The sequence below is a fragment of the Pseudomonas sp. Sample_16 genome (assembly GCF_004307665.1).
Lineage (GTDB): Bacteria > Pseudomonadota > Gammaproteobacteria > Pseudomonadales > Pseudomonadaceae > Aquipseudomonas.
The window spans coordinates 1-19106 of sequence record NZ_RCOB01000048.1; the positions used below are offsets into that span (position 1 = coordinate 1).

Annotated in this window: 22 protein-coding genes and 1 pseudogene; 13 read left to right on the plus strand and 10 right to left on the minus strand. The window is 59.7% G+C overall.

Annotation, left to right across the window (positions count from 1 at the left end):
• From D8U69_RS06670 to D8U69_RS06685, 4 genes and pseudogenes are all read right to left on the minus strand, one after another.
• Nucleotides 1-121 (minus strand): annotated as a pseudogene (locus D8U69_RS06670) (transposase); the annotation flags it as partial.
• Nucleotides 122-434: 313 nt separating this feature from the next.
• The gene (locus tag D8U69_RS06675; protein ID WP_130906961.1) at nt 435-1064 is read right to left on the minus strand and encodes a PQQ-binding-like beta-propeller repeat protein; all 630 of its coding nucleotides are present in this window, start codon (nt 1062-1064) and stop codon (nt 435-437) included.
• Nucleotides 1065-1100: 36 nt separating this feature from the next.
• Nucleotides 1101-2321: a helix-turn-helix domain-containing protein gene (locus D8U69_RS06680; RefSeq protein ID WP_130906962.1), complete on the minus strand. Its 1221-nt coding sequence runs from the start codon at nt 2319-2321 to the stop codon at nt 1101-1103.
• Nucleotides 2322-2391: 70 nt separating this feature from the next.
• Entirely contained in the window at nt 2392-2946 is a 555-nt protein-coding gene (locus D8U69_RS06685; protein ID WP_056853404.1) for a MarR family transcriptional regulator, read from the minus strand.
• A gap of 127 nt (nt 2947-3073) precedes the next feature.
• On the opposite strand from D8U69_RS06685, the gene D8U69_RS06690 reads away from it, so the two are divergent.
• The 3 genes from D8U69_RS06690 to D8U69_RS06700 are packed head-to-tail and all read left to right on the plus strand — an operon-like array spanning nt 3074 to nt 4357.
• Nucleotides 3074-3814 carry a hypothetical protein gene (locus D8U69_RS06690; protein ID WP_056853403.1) on the plus strand — a complete coding sequence of 247 codons (741 nt, stop codon included), beginning with the start codon at nt 3074-3076 and terminating at the stop codon, nt 3812-3814.
• Nucleotides 3814-4074 carry a DUF2024 family protein gene (locus D8U69_RS06695; protein ID WP_056853402.1) on the plus strand — a complete coding sequence of 87 codons (261 nt, stop codon included), beginning with the start codon at nt 3814-3816 and terminating at the stop codon, nt 4072-4074. Before D8U69_RS06690 ends, D8U69_RS06695 begins: the two co-directional genes overlap by 1 nt.
• 4 nt (nt 4075-4078) lie before the next feature.
• Entirely contained in the window at nt 4079-4357 is a 279-nt protein-coding gene (locus tag D8U69_RS06700; RefSeq protein WP_056853401.1) for a Rho-binding antiterminator, read from the plus strand.
• Between the two features lie 8 nt (nt 4358-4365).
• Here the strand turns inward: D8U69_RS06700 and D8U69_RS06705 are convergent, their stop codons facing one another.
• Nucleotides 4366-5115: an SDR family oxidoreductase gene (locus tag D8U69_RS06705; RefSeq protein ID WP_056853400.1), complete on the minus strand. Its 750-nt coding sequence runs from the start codon at nt 5113-5115 to the stop codon at nt 4366-4368.
• 100 nt (nt 5116-5215) lie between these two features.
• Here D8U69_RS06705 and D8U69_RS06710 point away from each other — a divergent pair, with 100 nt between their 5' ends.
• Nucleotides 5216-6136 carry a LysR family transcriptional regulator gene (locus tag D8U69_RS06710; RefSeq protein ID WP_130906963.1) on the plus strand — a complete coding sequence of 307 codons (921 nt, stop codon included), beginning with the start codon at nt 5216-5218 and terminating at the stop codon, nt 6134-6136.
• Between the two features lie 160 nt (nt 6137-6296).
• On the plus strand, nt 6297-7268 hold the full coding sequence (locus D8U69_RS06715) for a DMT family transporter (RefSeq protein WP_056853398.1): 972 nt from the start codon (nt 6297-6299) through the stop codon (nt 7266-7268).
• 115 nt (nt 7269-7383) lie between these two features.
• On the opposite strand, the gene D8U69_RS06720 is transcribed toward D8U69_RS06715, so the two are convergent.
• On the minus strand, nt 7384-8484 hold the full coding sequence (locus tag D8U69_RS06720) for a polyamine ABC transporter substrate-binding protein (RefSeq protein WP_056853397.1): 1101 nt from the start codon (nt 8482-8484) through the stop codon (nt 7384-7386).
• A gap of 356 nt (nt 8485-8840) precedes the next feature.
• Between D8U69_RS06720 and D8U69_RS06725 the strand changes: the two genes are divergently transcribed.
• Nucleotides 8841-10553: an amidase gene (locus D8U69_RS06725; protein ID WP_056853396.1), complete on the plus strand. Its 1713-nt coding sequence runs from the start codon at nt 8841-8843 to the stop codon at nt 10551-10553.
• Nucleotides 10554-10928: 375 nt separating this feature from the next.
• Here the strand turns inward: D8U69_RS06725 and D8U69_RS06730 are convergent, their stop codons facing one another.
• On the minus strand, nt 10929-11846 hold the full coding sequence (locus tag D8U69_RS06730; protein WP_130906964.1) for a MerR family transcriptional regulator: 918 nt from the start codon (nt 11844-11846) through the stop codon (nt 10929-10931).
• Between the two features lie 161 nt (nt 11847-12007).
• Between D8U69_RS06730 and D8U69_RS06735 the strand changes: the two genes are divergently transcribed.
• The 7 genes from D8U69_RS06735 (at nt 12008) to D8U69_RS06765 (ending at nt 17532) form a co-directional block, all read left to right on the plus strand.
• Nucleotides 12008-12463: a PAS domain-containing protein gene (locus D8U69_RS06735; RefSeq protein ID WP_130904704.1), complete on the plus strand. Its 456-nt coding sequence runs from the start codon at nt 12008-12010 to the stop codon at nt 12461-12463.
• Between the two features lie 115 nt (nt 12464-12578).
• The gene (locus D8U69_RS06740) at nt 12579-13001 is read left to right on the plus strand and encodes a nuclear transport factor 2 family protein (RefSeq protein WP_130906965.1); all 423 of its coding nucleotides are present in this window, start codon (nt 12579-12581) and stop codon (nt 12999-13001) included.
• Entirely contained in the window at nt 12998-13747 is a 750-nt protein-coding gene (locus D8U69_RS06745; protein WP_130906966.1) for an SDR family NAD(P)-dependent oxidoreductase, read from the plus strand. The genes D8U69_RS06740 and D8U69_RS06745 overlap by 4 nt, the downstream gene beginning before the upstream one ends.
• 6 nt (nt 13748-13753) lie before the next feature.
• Nucleotides 13754-15001, plus strand: a complete 1248-nt coding sequence (locus D8U69_RS06750) for an FAD-dependent oxidoreductase (protein WP_130906967.1) — start codon at nt 13754-13756, stop codon at nt 14999-15001.
• Nucleotides 14998-15813: a DUF1365 domain-containing protein gene (locus D8U69_RS06755; RefSeq protein ID WP_056853390.1), complete on the plus strand. Its 816-nt coding sequence runs from the start codon at nt 14998-15000 to the stop codon at nt 15811-15813. Before D8U69_RS06750 ends, D8U69_RS06755 begins: the two co-directional genes overlap by 4 nt.
• The gene (locus D8U69_RS06760) at nt 15785-17044 is read left to right on the plus strand and encodes a cyclopropane-fatty-acyl-phospholipid synthase family protein (RefSeq protein WP_056853389.1); all 1260 of its coding nucleotides are present in this window, start codon (nt 15785-15787) and stop codon (nt 17042-17044) included. The genes D8U69_RS06755 and D8U69_RS06760 overlap by 29 nt, the downstream gene beginning before the upstream one ends.
• The gene (locus tag D8U69_RS06765; RefSeq protein ID WP_056853388.1) at nt 17044-17532 is read left to right on the plus strand and encodes a DUF2878 domain-containing protein; all 489 of its coding nucleotides are present in this window, start codon (nt 17044-17046) and stop codon (nt 17530-17532) included. The genes D8U69_RS06760 and D8U69_RS06765 overlap by 1 nt, the downstream gene beginning before the upstream one ends.
• 42 nt (nt 17533-17574) lie before the next feature.
• Here D8U69_RS06765 and D8U69_RS06770 read toward each other — a convergent pair whose 3' ends face one another.
• From D8U69_RS06770 to D8U69_RS06780, 3 genes are all read right to left on the minus strand, one after another.
• Nucleotides 17575-18111 carry a DUF3833 domain-containing protein gene (locus tag D8U69_RS06770; RefSeq protein ID WP_130906968.1) on the minus strand — a complete coding sequence of 179 codons (537 nt, stop codon included), beginning with the start codon at nt 18109-18111 and terminating at the stop codon, nt 17575-17577.
• A 10-nt stretch (nt 18112-18121) separates the two neighbouring features.
• Nucleotides 18122-18679, minus strand: coding sequence for a chalcone isomerase family protein (locus D8U69_RS06775; RefSeq protein WP_130906969.1), 558 nt, complete (start codon nt 18677-18679; stop codon nt 18122-18124).
• Between the two features lie 154 nt (nt 18680-18833).
• A complete protein-coding gene (locus tag D8U69_RS06780) occupies nt 18834-19091 on the minus strand; it encodes an Atu4866 domain-containing protein (RefSeq protein WP_056853386.1) in 258 nt (85 codons plus the stop codon).
• Between the last annotated feature and the right edge of the window lie 15 nt (nt 19092-19106).

Sequence of the window (19106 nt, forward strand, 5' to 3'; positions counted from 1 at the left end):
GTAAATCCGTCAGGTAGCGCTGATAATCCTCGGCGACGGCAAATACCACCTGGCGATTATGACCGCGTTGCACAACGTGGTGCGGATAGTTGGGTAATACGAGGCGTCCCATTCTGGGCATTTTTCACTTCTCCTTCCATGGAGGTTTTCAGCGTAGCAAAGGAGAGAAATAAATCTGTCCCCTTTTAGAACATTAACCGAATGAGCCGCAGGGCTAAAACCGGTGTCTTCCGATGCATCAGCGAGAAACGTCTTTATCGATTGCAGGAAGAAAGCGCGAGAAGTAGGAAAGGTCTGAAGACGGTGGGATTTGTAAGGTGCTGGGCTGATTCAAAAGCAGAGAGTTGGCGCAGTGGATGTCGATCGTCACCGCAACGCTGGATTCGTATGAGTCAGCGGACCGACATCCACAAACAATTTAACGCCGGGATTCATCAAGGACGACGAACCGCCCTCACCCGCCCGCTGCTGCCGCCACCGCAGAAAAACCGTTCACTGCCGTCGTACTCAAGACCGGACACGCCTACGCCCTCCGGCATCTTCAGGCTCTCAAGCACTTCGCCCGTGTTCGTGTCGATGTGCCGCAGTTCGCTTTCTTCGGCTTCCCATGTGCCATGCCACAGCGCGTCTTCAACGAAGGTCACGCCCGTGACAAAGCGGTTGGATTCGAGGGTGCGCAGGATCTTGCCGTTCTCGGGGTCGATCTGGTGGATTTTGCGCTCGCGGTATTGCCCCACCCACAGCGAGCCTTCCGCCCAGGTCATCCCGGAGTCGTTACCACCACCGGGGGCCGGGATGGTGGAGAGCACTCGACCGGTTTGCGGGTCGATTTTCTGGATGCGGTCTTCGGCGATCTGGAATAAATGCTTGCCATCGAATGCGGTGCCGGCGTGGGCGGCGACATCCAGCGAACGCACCGTTGCGCCGCTCGAAGGGTCGAGTGCGATGAGTTTACCGGTAGTGGCAAACCACACCTGCTGACCATCCCAGGTCACGCCATGTACATCGTCTACACCTTCAAAAGGTCCGTATTCACGAATGATTTCTGCGGCTGACTGTTTCATTTCGGTGTTCCTCGAAAGGGTTTGGTGGCGTTCATCCTAGCCACCGGCCAGCGGAACCGGGAGTAACAAGGTCGTCGCGAAACCGGGCACTGGTGGCGTCATCCAGCGCCGCCCGCGCCCATGCCCGAACGACTGAACCTTGCCCTGTGCTGCCAGTGTTTCGAGAACCCGTTGCACGCTGCGCTGGCTGTTGCCCAGCGCCAGGGCAAGTGCTGAACTCGACCACGCTTCGCCGTCGGCGAGCAGTGCAAATACTGCTGCGTGTTTTTCTTCGACCGGTGGCGTAAGCAGCACTACGTCAGGTGAAACCTGGGTGATCAATGCAAACCCGCGCTTGGTGGCGACCACGTTGGCCAAGGGTTTGAGCGCTGCACGCAAGCGGCCGATTTCGACCCTTAGCCGGGCTCGATGGGATTCATCGCTGAGCTTCAGGCGAAAGGCCCGGGTGATGAGCGTTTCCCGCGCAACATCTTCCGGCCAGGCTTCGGCCAATGTCCGTACGAGGTTGAACAGCACCGGACGCTTCGACAGGGACACCGACATGCCCGCACCGCGCACGACGTACCGGCAGGCATCGACCACCAGCGATGTCGAGGCCAGCAATGCTTCGACGTCATCGAGCAACAAGGGTCGCGCCTGACCATTACTGATCAAGTGTGCGGCGGGACTGTCGAGCAAGCGCAGCGCGCTGTCGACCTCTGCTATCAACGCGGGAATGTCGGATTGCTGCGCGGCGAACTTGGCCCGGGCCAACGCCGCACGCGCAGCTTGTGAGCGCAAGTGACGCATGGCGATGCCCGCCGCCACGAGCTCATGGGTGGCGTGCAAAGCGGGTGGCAATGTCGAAGGGTCAAGTTGCGCGAGGTTGTCCTGGGCGTCATCCAATTGGCCGATCAGCAACAGGCGGCGGATGTGCAGGTAGCGCGCATGGGCCGCGTTCACCCTGTCACCGTGAGCTTGCAGCGTGACCCGCGCCGCATCGAGGGCCTTCACTGGCCAGCCGAGGTCCCGCGACGCCAATGCGATCTCGGCTTCGGCGACGATGCAACGCGCCCGGGCGAGCGCTTCCTTTGGCCCGAACGCCCGTATTGCCCGGCGCACCAGTGCTTTGGCCCGTACCAGATCACCCAGTTGCGCCATGGCGATTGCGCGCAACGCCAGCGCCGGTGCATCGTCACGCAACGCGACCCGGTCCAGCGCGCCCAGCGGATCCCCCGCTGCCAGCGCCTGGGCGGCGGCGGTGATCAGCGAGTCCATCGCAGTCGTGCCATGGGGTTCACTCCATTGTCGGCTAGTCGCTGTTGAGTCTATCTCAGACGATGGCGCCTCATGCCGGATCGCGAATTTGATGCTCGCGGCAAATCAGATCGACTTCTGTGAATTCCAGTGGTTCCTGAGTCAGTCCGCAAAACGCTCCACCCGCCACTGCCTGATGAAAACGGCAGGTTCGGCACAGCCCGAAACTCGGGACATTTTCACCTTGCTGGATGTTGCGCAACAGCTCCAGCAGCAAGCCTTCCAGATCCACTGCCCGCGCACCCATGCGCTGGGCGGCATTGACCAGAAAATCCGGTGGCACCACGGCGTCCAGCAACGCCTGTGCCGGAGCCGTCAGTTTCAGGTGCACGCTGCGTTTGTCCCGGGCATCTGGCTGTTTGGTCAGCAGTCCTTTGCCTTCCAGAGCCTTGAGCGATTGCGACACCGTGCCTTTGGTCAGTCCCAGATATTCGGTCACCGCCAGCGGCGTGTCGGAGTAACGATTGCATCGGCCGAGGTACATCAAGGCGCTGAGCTGGATCGGCTGCAGGTCCGTCAGCAGCGGGTGCTCACGAAACCAGACCCGAGTCAGGCTCGACAACCTTTCCAGCAAATCAAAAAGCACGAGGACATTCCTGATCAAAAGCGTTGATAAATAGTATCGGATAAAAACCTTATTGACAAAATATCGGCTTGTCGTAGGATTTGTGGTGTCGATTCGAAACCTAATTTACTTCCAAACGGAGGCATACATGAAAACCGCTCTGGCACTCACCCTTGGCACGCTGCTGGCGACACAGGCTGTGGCCCATGACAAACAAGGCATCCAAAGCGACAAAGGCAAAGCCGATGCCGCGTTCGATCTGGTCAATACCCGGGTTTTCAAGGAAGGCAGCAATCTGGTGTTCGAACAATTGGTCGATGGCCAGGCCGGCAGTCGCGTGCCAACCGCCAAGGGTTCGTTTGCCGGGGCCGAGGTGTTCAGTTATGTCTGGCCTACCAGCCTCGACAGTTCCGTTGTCGGCTTTGAAGCGAAGTCCGGGATCCTGGCCCTGGCGCTGACCTCTCACCCGGATTTCGATGACACCCCGCAGCTGGACGAAAACAAGGACGGCAAAAAGGATAACGACGGCGGCCTCTGGCACTCGCACTGGGTGGTGCTGAGCAAAGACGAAAGTTGTGGGCCTGGCGGTTTGAAAGTCCGCGACATTCCCAAGGATGCCAAACCGAAGTTACCGGCCACCTGGCCTGGCGCTCCGATCTACATCGACTCCCCCGGCTACGACCTGAGCGTCGAGAAAAACGCCGCGAAAATCCATGTGCCGTTGGCGGCAGTCGGCTTCCCCGAAAGTTTCAACTACGACGGCGTCACCGCTGCACTGAAAGTCAATGCCGACCTGCACAACCCATTGCTGTGCGTCAGCAGCGTCTATGACATTGCCTCGGGTGACCTGTCGTTGCCCGGCACCTGGAAACTCAAGGAGAGCAAATAATGAGCGTGAACGTATTCGATACCCACGTGCGCACCAAAGATGGCCGCTACCTGCACTTCGATGTGCTGATCGAGCGTAACGACGCCGAACTGGCGAAAACCTATGCCCGCCGCTTCCTTGATGAACAGGGCATACAGGACGAAGATATCGCCCAGGACCGCTGCCAGTTCTGTCACGTCGAACCGACCCATCCCGAAGTGGCAGCGGCGATCGGCAAGCAGGGTTACTTCATCCTCAAACTGCAAGGTTGCCAGGAGTAACGAAATGAACACCTACCAGCCCATGAACTGCGACCTGTACGACTATCTGGAAATCGCCTGCATGCGCGGTTACCGACTGGACATCGAGTTGAAGGATGGCGCCCGCCTGGAAGCGAAGGCGCTGACTACGCGAACGTCCGCCGACAAGGAAGAATTCCTCGAGCTTGAAACGGCTGACGGCCAACAGGAAATCCGCTTGGATCAACTGTTGGCCATCACCCCGCTGGACGCCAACGCGCAGTTCGGCCGGGTGGTGTTTACCGATGCGGTTTGCACGTTCTGAGGCGGTTATCAGACCAGCGACATGCCGCCGTCGACATGCAATTGGATGCCGTTGACGAACGAACTGTCGCTGCAGGCCAGGTACAGCGCCGCTTGTGCGAGCTCGTCGGCCTCCCCCAGTCGACCGGCGGGAATCATGGCCGCCATCATTTGCTCGAAGCCGGGGCGGGCTTCTTCTGAAACGCCCAGCTTGCCGATGATCGCAGTATCGACCGGCCCCGGGCTGAGCACATTGACGCGTATGCGCCGCGCCCGCAGCTCCAGCGCCCAGCTGCGCGCAAAAGCGCCGATAGCTGCTTTGGAACCGGCATACACCGCATGCCCTTCGAGCACTTTCGTAGCCGCCAGGGAACTGGTCAAGATGATGCTGCCAGCGTCGCGCATCAGCGGCACGATCGACTGCACACCAAAGAACACGCCTCGGGTGTTGATATTGAATTGCGCGTCGAACTCCGCTGGAGTGACCTGCTGCGATGGCGTCAGGGTGATGACCCCGGCGTTGGCCATGTAGATATCCAGCGCACCGAAGCGCACCCGGACTTGCTCGGCGACCTCGGCATGGTGCTCGAGGCTGGCGACATCGCCCTTGATGCCAAAGGCGCCGTGACCGATGTGGCGCACGGCTTCGTCCAGCACTTCTTGTCGACGTGCGGTGATAATCACCTGCGCGCCCTCTTTGGCGAACAGGCACGCCGACGCCAGGCCTATGCCGCTGTTGCCGCCGGTGATCACTGCGACCTTTCCTTGAAGACGTTGCATCTACTGACTCCGATTGTTGAAGGAGCGCAGTATTATGTCGCTCGCCCCAGCGCCAACCAGTCCAGAAAAAGGCACATCAGTTGTGCTTCGGAGTCACAAGATGCCCAGCTTGTTGAACCAGTCGGCCAGCCTGATTGCCTTTGTCCGCGCGGTGGAAGCCGGTTCTTTCAGTGCTGCCGCACGCAACGCCGGGACCACGCCGTCGGCCATTTCCAAAAGCATCGCCCGACTGGAATCCGAACTGAATGCCAAGCTGTTTCGCCGCTCCACGCGGATGCTCAGCCTTACGCCCGAGGGGCAGGCATTTTTCGAGCGTGTCGCGCCGTTGTTGCAGGCCATCGATGACTGCGCCGATGCGTTGCGCCACACCGGGGGTGCGCGCGGTCATTTGCGGGTCAGCATGCCGAGTGACCTCGGACGATTGCTGATGCCGAGGATCAGCTCGGTGTTTCTCGCCGAGCACCCGGAGGTGGAACTGGACCTGACGTTGCTCGACCACCATGTCGATGTGATTCGTGAAGGTTATGACGTGATTTTCCGCGCCGGCAACCTGTCTGACAGCGATCTGAAAAGCCGTACCCTCGCCCAACTCGACATGGCGTTGGTGGCCTCACCGAAGTTCCTCGACGAATGGGGAACCCCGCACACCCTCGAAGAACTGCGCGCTGTGCCCTTCGTGCGCTATCAACTCAATGGTCGAACCCTGCCCATCATTTTTGAAAACGGTGAAACGTTGGTGCCCCGTGGCCGAATAGGTCTGGACTCGGGATTCGGCTTGCGTGCCGCCGCATTGGGAAACCTGGGCGTTGCGTATTTGATGAAATGCACGGTCCAGCAAGAGCTCGATCGCGGTGAGTTGATGCAGATCATGCCCGGCCATCGGTTGCCGTCGCTGGCCATCCATTCCCTGCATGCGTTTGGTGTACTGACACCGATCCGGATCAAGCTGTTTGCCGATTTTGTACAACAGGAACTGTATCGACTGGAAGGACAATCCATTTCAAGTCATACGATCTCTTGACTCATTTTTTGCAATCAATAGGCGCTAAACTCCCTTCTCCAAAGCCTTCAACCTTGTTCATGCAAGCCAAATGCGTTACAAACCCCTTTGGTTGTACGACAACATAATAAATATTCGCGCCTCATTTCTTTTGAGAGCGCACTCAATTCGAGACACTGCCATGACCCAACCAACCTTCCGCCAAGAAGCGCCTGCGCCCTTCCCTCGCCATCTCGCCGTGCTGATTTTACTGTGCATGGGCTGTGCATTTGCGGGCAACCATGTGGCGGCGCGGGTTGCCTTCGATGACGGCGCGGGTGTGTTGTTGGCGATTCTGATGCGCTCGGGCGGGACGTTGTTGGTATTGGCCGCTTTGGTCATTTGGCAACGCCAGACGCTGCGCCTGCCGGCGGGTGCCTGGCGTTGGCAATTGCTGTTGGGCTTGCTGATCGCCACCCAAAGCCTTTGCCTGTATTCCGCGGTCGCACGGGTGCCGGTGGCGTTGGCACTGTTGGTGGCCAATGTCTTTCCCATTCTGCTGGCGCTGCTCACCTGGGCGTTGGGAGGTCCGCGTCCGACCGCACGCACCGCCGCGCTGATGGGCCTGATTTTGCTGGGCCTGGTATTTGTGCTGGATGTCCCCGGTCGCCTCGCGGACAACGCCAGTGTCGGCCCGCAATGGTGGCTGGGCGTGACCCTGGCCTTTTGCGCGGCCAGCGTGTTTGCCTGTGCGTTGTGGATCACCGACCACAAGTTGGCCGAGGTTCGTGGATCGGTGCGCAGCCTGCTGACAATTTTCATCGTGTTCAGCAGTATCAATCTGGCCGGTATGAGCGGCGCCCTGCCTGGTGGCTTGAACCTTCCGGCCACCAGCACCGGGTGGCTGGCGCTGGCGACACTGGTTGTACTGTACGGCACCGGATTTATCGTGCTGTTCATTTGCGTGCCGCGCCTGGACATGCCGCGCAACGCTCCGGTGATGAACATCGAGCCGTTGGCCACGCTGTTGATGGGCTGGGTGGTGTTGGACCAGATGCTCAGTGCCGGGCAAGTGGTGGGTGGTGTGATCGTTGTCACCGGGATTGTGTTGCTGACTTATCGCAAGGGCCAGCGCGCGTCGCAGCCTGAACAGCCTGTCGCGCAGCGCGGCTGAAGTCACAGCCTATGGGAGCGAGCTGTCATTCAACGTTATCGTTGACTGGCAGGTCTCATCATCGGGTCGCCGCCCGGAGCAGGCTCGCTCCCACAGGGATAGGTGTGGTCCGGGCTTATTTATCCGACTTGATCGCCGTCCACACCCGCGTCCGTACCCGTTCGAGTTTCTGCGGCAGCGGCTGCACGACGTACAGGGTTTTCAGTGCCTCGCTGGTCGGTGTCAGGTTCGGATTGCCGGTGATTTCCTTATTGATCAGCGCCAGCGAATCCTTGTTGGCATTCGGGTAACCGAGGAAGTCGCTGATCGGCGCGATGACGTTCGGGTCCAGCAGCGTGTTGAGGAACTCGTGGGCCTCTTCGACGTTTTTCGCGCTTTTTGGAATGGCAAACGTGTCGAACCAGATCGGCGCCCCCTCCTTCGGCAAACGCCAGTCGACCACCACACCGTTGCCGGCTTCTTTGGCGCGATTGCCAAACTGGTAGAAGCTGCCGGAGTAACCAATGGCCACGCAGATATCACCGTTGGCGATGTCGGTCATGTATTTGGCCGAGTTGAAGTAGGTGACGTAAGGCCGAATCTTCAGCATCAAGGCCTTGGCCTTTTCGTAATCGTCCGGGTTCTGGCTGTTCGGGTCCAGTCCCAGATAATGCAGGGCCAGCGGCAGGATCTCCGAAGGCGAGTCGAGCATGGCGACGCCGCAGGACTTCAATTTCTCCATGTTCTCGGGTTTGAACACCAGGTCCCAACTGTCTACCGGGGCATTTTCGCCCAGCGCGGCCTTGACCTTGGCCGGGTTGAATCCGATCAACACGGTGCCGTACATGTAAGGCACGCCGTATTGATTGCCGGGATCGTTCTTGTCGAGCAGTTTGAGCAGTGCCGGATCCTGGTGCTTCCAGTTTGGCAGTTTGGACTTGTCGAGCTTCTGGAATACGCCGGCCTTGATCTGGGTTTCGATGAACTGGTTCGACGGCACCACCAGGTCGTATCCGGAGTTACCGGTCAGCAGTTTGGCTTCCAGTGACTCGTTGGTGTCGAAGGTGTCCCAGGTCACTTTGATCCCGGTTTTGGCGGCAAAGTCCTTGGGCACGGACGGCAGGATATAGTCCGCCCAGTTGTACACCCGCAGTTCGCGCTGCTCGGCTTGCACCGCGCTGGCAAGCAACGTCAGCCCACAAACAGTGGCGCCCAGAATGCGTTTCATAATGTCCATGGATCAGTTCCCCAATGTCAGCTCGTTTGGTTTTTATAATCGGTAACGGCAGTGGCCTTGAACGTGGCCTGGAGCAAAGGAAGCAAAAGATTATGGTTATGGAAGCTGTGTACACGGCTGCTTCGGCCGCCTGCCACCGATTCTTGCTGACAGCCTGGACCGTTCACAGCGTGCGATCGGCCAAAAGGGGATCGAAATGGCCATTATCCGTGTCCGTATGGAGGGGCAATGGCGGCGCCCTGCCCCGGCTTAGTGCAAAATACGCGGCTTAAGGTTGAAAACCGGATTGCGTCGCGCAACGCTGCGCAAGCAGATCCGTCAAGAAATTCATATTTGAGAGAGCCGGTGGTAACCGCATGATTGAAGTCACCGAAGTTTCCATTGCCCAATTGCGCGCTGCGCTCGAATCCGGCCAGACCACGTCGGTCGAACTGGTCCAGGCCTACCTCGCCCGGATCGATGCGTATGACGGCGCCGACACCGACACCGCGCTCAATGCCGTGGTGGTGCGCAACCCGGACGCGCTCAAGGAAGCGCAAGCTGCCGATGCCCGTCGGGCCAGGGGCGAGACGCTGGGGCCACTCGATGGCATTCCTTATACGGCGAAGGACAGTTACCTGGTCAAGGGCCTGACGGCTGCTTCGGGCAGCCCAGCGTTCAAGGATCTGATTGCCTATCGCGATGCGTTCACCGTCGAACGACTGCGCGCCGCCGGTGCGATTTGCCTGGGCAAGACCAATATGCCGCCCATGGCCAACGGCGGAATGCAGCGCGGGGTCTATGGCCGTGCCGAGAGCCCGTACAACGCCGACTTCCTCACCGCCCCGTTCGCCTCCGGTTCGTCGAACGGTGCCGGCACAGCCACGGCCGCCAGCTTCGCGGCGTTCGGTTTGGCCGAGGAAACCTGGTCAAGCGGTCGTGGCCCGGCTTCGAACAACGGCTTGTGCGCTTATACGCCGTCGCGTGGTGTGATCTCGGTGCGCGGCAACTGGCCACTGACACCGACCATGGACGTTGTCGTACCGTTTGCCAGGACCATGGCCGACCTGCTGGAAGTGCTCGACGTGGTCGTGGCGGACGACCCTGACACCCGTGGCGACCTGTGGCGCATGCAACCCTGGGTGCCGATTCCGAGTGTCGCTTCGGTACGTCCTGCCTCCTATCTTGAACTTGCCGCGCAACCCGATGCGCTCGCCGGCAAGCGCCTCGGCGTGCCGCGCATGTACATCAATGCCGATCCGGAAGCAGGCACCAGCGAAGCACCCGGGATCGGTGGCCCGACCGGCCAACGTATCAATACCCGCGAGTCGGTGATCGGTCTTTGGCAACAGGCGCGCAAGGCTCTTGAAGCCGCTGGCGCCGAGGTCATCGAAGTCGATTTTCCGCTGGTGTCCAATTGCGAAGGTGACCGTCCCGGTGCGCCGACGGTGTTCAATCGCGGCATCGTCTCCAAGGAGTTCCTGCACCATGAATTGTGGGATCTCACTGCGTGGGCTTTCGATGATTTCCTGCAAGCCAATGGCGATCCGAAGCTGAATCGACTGGTCGATGTCGATGGACCGAAGATTTTCCCCCATGACCCGGGAACATTGCCCAACCGTGAGGGCGACCTCGCTGCCGGCATGGACGAATACGTGAAGATGGCCGAGCGTGGTATCACCCCGTGGGACCAGATCAGTACCGTCCCCGATGGACTGCGTGGGCTCGAGCAGACGCGCAAACTCGATCTGGAAGACTGGATGGATCGGCTGGGCCTGGACGCAGTGCTGTTTCCCACCGTCGCGGATGTTGGCCCGGCGGACGCCGATGTCAACCCGGCCTCTGCCGACATCGCCTGGAGTAACGGCGTATGGGTGGCCAATGGCAACCTGGCCATCCGGCATCTGGGTGTGCCGACAGTCACCGTGCCGATGGGCATCATGGCGGATATCGGCATGCCAGTAGGCCTGACGTTTGCCGGCCGAGCCTATGACGATTCGGCACTGTTGCGTTTTGCCTCGGCATTCGAAGCCAGCGGGTCGAAACGAATGATCCCGCCTCGAACCCCGCCGCTGTCATCAGCAGAATAGAGTGCAGATTTTCGGTGGGCACCGCGTGAGTGACCACCGAAAATCCTCATCTATTTGTGTGGAGCTGCTCACAAAGTCGATTGGAAACGGACAAAAAACCTCTACAATACAGAAAAATCTGTACAGTATTTGTAGAGGTTTCATGACCATGTCACCCTCTGAAAAACTCCTTGCATGGCATGGAAACTGGATTCTTTCGCAAACAAAGGTCGTCTGCAGGAACTGCAAGGCAGAGCAATCCGAGTCAGACAGAACACTCGAGTTTCCTCACATTTCCCAGTGTCCCAGGAAGGGTTCTCTATCCAACCCGTGGCAGGAGCTGGACGGAATCAGTAATGCCGTTTCAGATAAACCTGCTTAGCTGAAACGCCAAATTCATATTTGCAGCGTTCCCCTTACCAAGGCTTCCAGCCTGGGCAAAATACTCGCTTCGTCGTTGCCCAATACGGCAATTGAAGAACCACGAAGCCCTGACGACGAAGCGGCAGCTGCGTCGCCGACCAAGGCCAATGGGCACGTAACGCCCATTTGAAGGGCACGCAGTCGCTTGTGTGCATCGGCCTGCAGTGGCGTCTGGACCAACAGCACCAGCGCGGCGGGCTGAATCGCTGTACACAGCAATGGCAGTTCTTCCAGGGGCTGGCCCGGGCCCAGCACTTCAATGCGCAGCTGGTCATTGCTCATCAACAAACCGGCGCACAACAGCTCCAGTTCGTGTGCATGGCCAGAGCCATCTGCCAGCAGCACGCAAGCACCGTTGCCCGGGTTCATCTGCAGTCGCAATAACAACCGCGCACGAAAGAAAGCGTCCAGGAACAGCCACTGACTGCGTCGACCGAAAGCATCGCCAACTGCCAGGCTGCGCCAGACCGGCAGCAGAACAGCCGCCAGTACCGTAGCCTTCGGGTAGATCGTGAACAGTTGCCCGTGAAGGCGCTCCAGCTCGGCGCCATCAAAAGCCTGCGTGGCACGATGAATTGCCTGTTGCCATTGGAGCAGAGGGGCTTCGGCCGCGTCTGTGACAGCGAGCTCCGGCGTGTTCTGCTGCCGGTTGAGCAAAGCGCCAATCTTGCTGATTGGCAGACCTCGGCTGGTCCAGAGCATGATGCTGCGTATATGTTCGATATCTTGCTGCGAATACAGGCGATGCCCACCTACCGTGCGAACAGGTCGGATCAATCCGTGGCGACGCTCCCATGCCCGCAGGGTGATCGGGTTGACGCCAGTCAGGCTGGCGACTTCGCGCATGGGGAGCAAGGCGTCGTCGGAGGCGGATTCGAGGGGCTCGGTCATTGAAAGTCGTTACATCCTGAGTGTGTCGCCATTCTAAACCAGGCATGGCGCTATTTAACCAGCCAATCGCGGTCCGGGTTCCTGCGTCTTGCCATCTAGGCATGGCTGTCGCTGACGACTACGCTGTGAGGCAAATCCTCGAACTACAGCGAGCCCGGACCATGATTGACGCCAAACTCCTGCAACTTATGGTCGAAGCCTCCAATGACGGCATCGTCGTGGCCGAGCAGGAAGGCAGTGACAGCATTCTCATCTATGCCAACCCTGCCTTCGAGCGCCTGACCGGCTACAGTGCCGACGAAATACTCTATCAGGATTGCCGGTTCCTGCAGGGAGCCGATCATGACCAGGCCAGCCTCAACGCAATCCGCGACGCCATCCGCCTCGGTCAGCCCTGCCGTCAGGTGCTGCGCAACTATCGTAAGGATGGCAGCCTGTTCTGGAACGAGTTGTCTATCACTCCCGTGTACAACGATGCCGATCAGTTGACCTACTACATTGGCATACAGCACGACGTCAGCGAAAAGATTGCCGCTCTGGAAAGAGTCCAGTCGCTTGAGACCGAAGTGGCTGATCTTCGCCGTCAACTGGCAAGGCTTGGCGGTCAAGACGAGTAACGCAACGACCGATACAAAAAGTGTACAAGAATATTGACTTGTACAATTTTCCCCGTAGGCTTCAGGTAAACCTGTACAGTTTTCTCAACTTGTACAATTTTGCCTGGAGCCGGCCATGTCTGCATATCTCCGCCATTTCGCTGACACGTTCACAACGCTGAACGTTGATTGCCTGGATAAACTGGGCGAGCTGTACAGCAACGACGTTCAATTTCGTGATCCGTTGCACCAACTCAATGGCCTGCCGGCACTGCGTAGCTATTTTGAAAACCTGTACAGCAACGTCGAGGATATCCGCTACGAACTCCTGGACGTGGATGAAACCGCCCCCGGTCAAGGTTATCTGCGCTGGAACCTGCACTTCCGTCATCCGCGCCTGTCCCGTGGCCAGCCGATCAGTCTGCAAGGCTGCAGCCACCTGCGCTGGGCAACGCATGTCTACCTGCACCACGACTATTTCGATGCCGGTGCCCTGATCTACGAGCACGTTCCCGTACTTGGCGCAGTGATCGGCTGGATCAAAGGGAGGCTTGCATGAGTCGCTGCTGGCTGACAGGGGCCAGCAGCGGCCTTGGTGCCGCCCTGGCTGAACGGCTTCTGGAGCAAGGCCATTCGGTGGCCTTGGGTGGGCGGCGGGCGGAAGCACTGATGCCGCTCGTGCTGCGCTACCCAGGGGCCTTGCTCGCTACCGGCGATGTGACTGACCCGCGTCAAGTTTCGGCCATTTGCGACAACATCGAGCAGGCGTGGGGCGCACTGGACCTGGTAATTCTGAACGCCGGCACCTGCGAATACCTGGTGCCGGGCAAGTTCGAGGCCGAGTCAGTCGAGCGCGTGATGCGTACCAACCTGTTGGCGGTCAGCTACTGTTTGCAGGCGGCACTGCCACTGCTGCGCCGCGGGCACCGACCCCATCTGGTAGTGATCGGCAGCTCGGTGACCTGGCTGGCGCTGCCGCGGGCCGGAGCCTATGGCGCGTCCAAAGCGGCCCTGCGTTATCTCGTTGAATCCCTGCGCCTGGATCTACACGCCGAAGGCATTGATGTAACGCTGGTCAGCCCGGGGTTCATCGACACCCCCCTGACTCGGCGCAATACCTTTGCCATGCCACAACTCTGGACGGCCGACCGCGCTGCGCGGCATGTCGTCGCGCGCCTGACGCGACGACCGCTGGAGATCAACTTTCCACGCCTCTTCACTCTCGTCCTGCGCTTGCTTGGCGCCCTGCCGGCGCGTTGGCGCCTGGCCCTGGGCCGTCGACTGGCGCGAACCGAACAGGAATAGCGTCATATGCGTATCGCCATTATCGGCAGCGGGATTTCTGGGCTGACCTGTGCCTATCTGTTGTCGCGTAGCAATGAGGTGACCGTGTTCGAAGCGGCTGACTGGATTGGCGGTCATACCCATACTGTCGACATTGATTGGCAGGGCCAGCGCTATGCCGTGGACACCGGCTTCATCGTTTTCAACGACTGGACCTACCCCAACTTCATTCGCTTGCTCGATCGCCTGGGAGTCGTCTCGCGCCCCACCGAGATGAGCTTTTCCGTGAACGATCCGGACAGCGGCCTGGAGTACAACGGCAATAATCTGGACACCCTTTTCGCACAGCGCAGCAATCTGCTGTCGCCGGGCTTCTGGGGGATGCTGCGCGATATCGTGCGCTTCAACCGCCAGGCGGTAACAGACCTTGACGACCACCGCATTGACCAAAGCATAAGCCTTGGCGACTACCTGAGCATGCGAGGCTACGGGCAGCGTTTCATCCATCACTATATCGTCCCCATGGGATCGGCCATCTGGTCGGTATCAAGGGCCGATATGCTGCGTTTTCCGCTGCACTTTTTCGTGCGTTTCTTTCGCAACCACGGCCTGCTCTCGATCAGCCAGCGGCCGCAGTGGCGGGTGATCGAGGGTGGCTCGCGCAGTTATGTGAAGCCGTTGTGCTGGACCTTCAGCGAGCGCATTCGCCTCAATTGCCCGGTGATGGGCGTCCGCCGGGATGATACCGGGGTGGTGATCACCAGCGCCGCGGGCCAGGAACGCTTCGACAAAGTCGTGTTCGCCTGCCATAGCGACCAGGCTCTGGCGCTGCTGGAGAAACCGACGACCACCGAGCATGAGGTGCTCGGAGCCCTGACCTATGCCGCCAACGAAGTATTGCTGCACACCGACACGCGCCTGTTGCCCAATCGGCGCAAGGCTTGGGCCAGCTGGAACTATCGTCTCGGCGGCCCGGCACACGCGCCGGCCGCCGTGACCTATAACATGAATATTCTGCAAGGCCTCGACGCACCGGTGACCTTCTGCGTAAGCCTCAATCAGGGCGATTGTGTGGACCCGTCGCAGGTTTTGGCACGCTTCGATTACGCACATCCGCAATACAGCCTTGCCGCCATGGCGGCCCAGGCACGTCAGGGTGAACTACAGGGAAACCAGCACAGCTACTTCTGCGGCGCTTACTGGGCCAACGGCTTCCATGAGGATGGCGTGGTCAGCGCTTTGGGCGTCGCCGAACGGTTCGGGGAGCGCCTGTGAACAGCAGCCTTTGCTACGGTTGGGTCAGCCACCGACGCCTGATGCCGCGGTATCACGGATTCCGCTATCGCAGCGCCATGCTTTACCTGGATCTGGACGAACAGCAATTGCTGCTGGGGCTGTCTCCGTTACTCGGTGCTACTCGGCTGGCACCGCTGAGCTGGCGAGAAACCGATTACCTGCCAGCCTGGACTCGTCGCGGCATACCTTTGAAAGACGCGGTGCGCGAAGTGGTGGCCAAGGCCTTGGGCCAGGCGCCGTGCGGCCCCATTCATTTGCTGACCCAGCCGCGCAGTTGGGGGATTTCTTTCAATCCGGTGAGCTTCTACTTTTGCCACGACAGCGATGGCCTCCTGGCAGCGATTGTGCTGGAGGTGCGTAACACACCTTGGCGTGAGCGTTTTCACTATGTGCTGTCGGTGCTGCCCGGTCAGCCGCGACAATTCTCGGTCAGCAAGCAATTCCATGTCTCGCCGTTCTTGCCGATGGACATGCAATACCACATGCGCTTCCACATCGATGGCGCGCACGTGCGCATCCACATGGAAAACCACCGCGAAGAACAGAAAGTCTTCGAGGCCGATCTGGCGCTGCAGCGCAAGCCGCTGGATGCCGCTGCATTGAGACGACACGTACTGGCCTTCCCCTGGATGAGCCTGCGTACCCTCAGTGCCATTTATTGGCAAGCCATGTGCCTGTTGCTCAAGCGCACCCCACTCTTTGCCCACACCACCCGTCAGAGCAGCCAAGACCTTGGCCATGACTTCCACGAGGAGCCCGAGCATGTCCGATCCAACTCTGAGCGTCAGTAAATCCTTTGGCTTGGCGCCGTTGTTCGGCGGCCTGGGCAGAAGCGCCGTGCTCTCCCAACTGCGCAACCTGCGCCAAGGACGTCTGCGCCTGATCTATCAGGGCCGACAGTGGCTGTTTGGCGATGCCGGCAGCACACTGCACGCCGAGGTCGAGATCTTCGACGAAGCAGCTTGGGGCATGGTGGCTGCCAACGGCTCGATCGGTGCCGGTGAAGCTTACATCCACGGCTACTGGCGCACGCCGGACCTGGCGGCGGTCACCCGACTCTTCGTCGCCAACCTGGAAGTGCTCGACGCCCTTGATGGCGGGTTGGCGCGCCTGGGTCGACCGGTCCTGCGCCTGCTGCATTGGTTCAATCGAAACAACAGGCAAGGCGCGCGGCGCAATATTCTCGCTCATTACGATTTGGGCAATGCCCTGTTCGAGCGGCTGCTGGACCCGACCATGATGTACTCGGCAGCAATGTTCGACAGTCTGGAGCAGAGCCTGGAGCAAGGCCAACTGAACAAACTCGAGCGTATCTGCGAGAAACTCGCGCTGAGCCCCGACGATCATCTGCTCGAGATCGGTACCGGATGGGGTAGCCTGGCGATCCATGCCGCTACCCGTCACGGGTGCCGGGTGACGACCACCACATTGTCCGAGGCGCAGTACGCCCATACCGTGCAGCGCGTCCGCGATCTTGGCCTGCAAGAACGCATTACCGTCCTGCGCGAGGATTACCGCGACCTGCGCGGACGCTTCGACAAACTGGTCTCGATCGAGATGATCGAGGCAGTGGGGCACCGCTATCTGCCGGTTTACTTCCGTCGGTGTGCATCGCTGCTCAAAGAAGACGGTTTGATGCTGTTGCAGGCCATCACCATTCGCGACCAGCGTTATGAACAGGCCCAGCGCTCGGTGGATTTCATTCAGCGCCATATCTTTCCCGGCGGTGCCCTGCCCTCCTTGAGTGTCATGCTGCAGACCGCCAGTTGCCATACCACGTTGAACCTGGTGCACATGGAGGACTTCGGACAGGACTATGCGCGGACTCTGCAGCACTGGCGCGACAACTTGCGCCAGTCGCGCACCGCGTTGCTTGAGCTGGGCTATGACGAAACATTTCAACGCCTCTGGGAGTTCTACCTGTGTTATTGCCAGGGCGGTTTCGAGGAGCGCGCAATTGGCGTCGCGCAACTGCTCTGGGCAGCCCCGGCCGCACGTCGAGCTTCGCTGCCGGGTGCCTGATGAGCCGGGCCTGGTTGATCGGCAACGCACTGTGGATGCAAGCCGCGTGGTGGGCTTGCGTGCTGAGCGAGCGGCATCCCTGGCTGCTGCTCCCGGTGGCGGCAGGTTTGTTGGTGCATGTGGCTGCTTGCCCGCGGCCGCGCGAGGAAGCAACCACGCTGGTCTGTGTGGCAATGGCAGGCTGCGCACTGGATGCCGGCCTGGGTGCGCTGGGCGTTTTCGATTTTGCCCAGCGCCCCTTACCTCTATGGCTGGCGGTACTGTGGCTGGTGCTGGCCAGTGGACTTCGCCATAGCCTGGCCTGGGCTCGACATCCCATCTGGTACGGCGCGCTACTGGGCATGTGCGGCGGTCCCCCGGCTTACATCGCCGGCGCATCGTTGGCGGGTGTCGGTCTGCCTTGGGGCACTTTGGGCACAGTCCTGCTGCTCGCGCCGCTTTGGGCTGTATGGATGCCGCTTATCCTGCGACTGGCGGCTCGGCGCTGATCTTTCCAATGGGCGAATAGCGCCTGCTCGGCTATCGTGGGTTCAGGGAAGTGACGCCGGCTGGCGACGAAAGAACAGGATCACCTGTCCCAACTCGACGCCAAGCTTGCTCATAGTCGTGCGATTGATGATCGTGTCTTCGTCCATCAGGTACATCCAGTCGTCCATATCCACTACCCAATGCCGGCCGTCAACCGGCAGGTCAAGGCGGTAGCGCCAGTGCAGCGCGTTGCCCGCGATCTCGCCGCTGGCCTCTCCGACGACATCGTCCGCACGGCCACGCCATCGCCCGGAACCGGTCGGTTCCAGCGTCCAGGTACGCCGCTGACGCGTGCCATCGCTGTAGAGAAATCGCTCGTCGAGGATCAATTGTTGTCCTTCGACGCGACTTTCAATCTGGACATGGAAACGTTTGACCACCTCGCCCGAGCGATTCTGGAACAACCCCCAAGCCTGTACCGGCCGGGAGAAGAAGGCCACCAGATCCAGGGCGGGTCGCTCCTTCGCGTAGTGGTCCACGCCAACGTTGTTACAGCTGAGCAGCAACAGGCTAACGAGCAGTACCGCTAATCGACGCATCTCAACCTCCTCACTCCGCCGGCCCGGCCATCCCCAGCAGGCGTTGACGCAGTTCTTTGTCCCGAGTACGCGGGTCCAGCCAAATGTCGAAGAAGGCACGGGCGAATGCAGGGTCCTCGACCCGCCGGCGCAGTTGGCCGTCGACGAAGAAAGTGCAGCCTTTACCTGGATGGTAAAGCCCGGTAATGCGCATTCCCGGCCGAACATCGACGAAGGCATCACGCATTTCACTGGACCAGCGTTGGAGTGTGGGCTCATCTGGACGAGCCTTTGCCATGCGACGCATTTCCTTGAGGCTGGCCTCAACCAGTGCGTCCCGGGAAAGGGCACGGTGATAAACCAGTTCGAGTGCAAAAGGCTGGTCCCAGGTCATCGGCATCCCTGGGCTCCACAAACGCGCTGTGTAGAGACTCACGCCGAACCAGGTAAAGTCGCCGCTGCCCAACAGACGCCCGTCTGGCAGTGCGGGACGCCAATCCGCCCAGCAAGGTCCCGCCAGCAACAACGCGAACAGCCAGCATCTCGACAGACGATGTCCAAAGCAACGCTTGGAATCAGCCACGTTCATGATCGTCTCGGCCTTTTGTAAATTCTATACAAGAATAGCTTCATGTATAGTTTTTACGCCATCAGGACAGAGCTTGTACAACTTTTTTACGCCATGCGCGGTGATTCCTGATGAGCGTCGATGGAGCGACGCTCATCACCGCCAAGGTCAGCTTCTAGTCCTCGCGATACAGAATCATGCCTGCGTGATACAAAATCCCCTCCCGGAACTCGCCATCAGCGGTAAACCCGGTGTCATCGACGTATTCAATGTGGTCACCTTCCAGCCAATATCTTCCCTGGTAGGCGCTCGCTGTCTTGCCTCGCGCCTCATCATATCGGCCGCCTGGCAATAGCTCATGGCGAATATGCCCATCTGCCGTAACCCACATGCCGACGTATTTGTCTTGATCTGCGGACTTTTTGACCGTCATTTTCTTTTCCTCCAG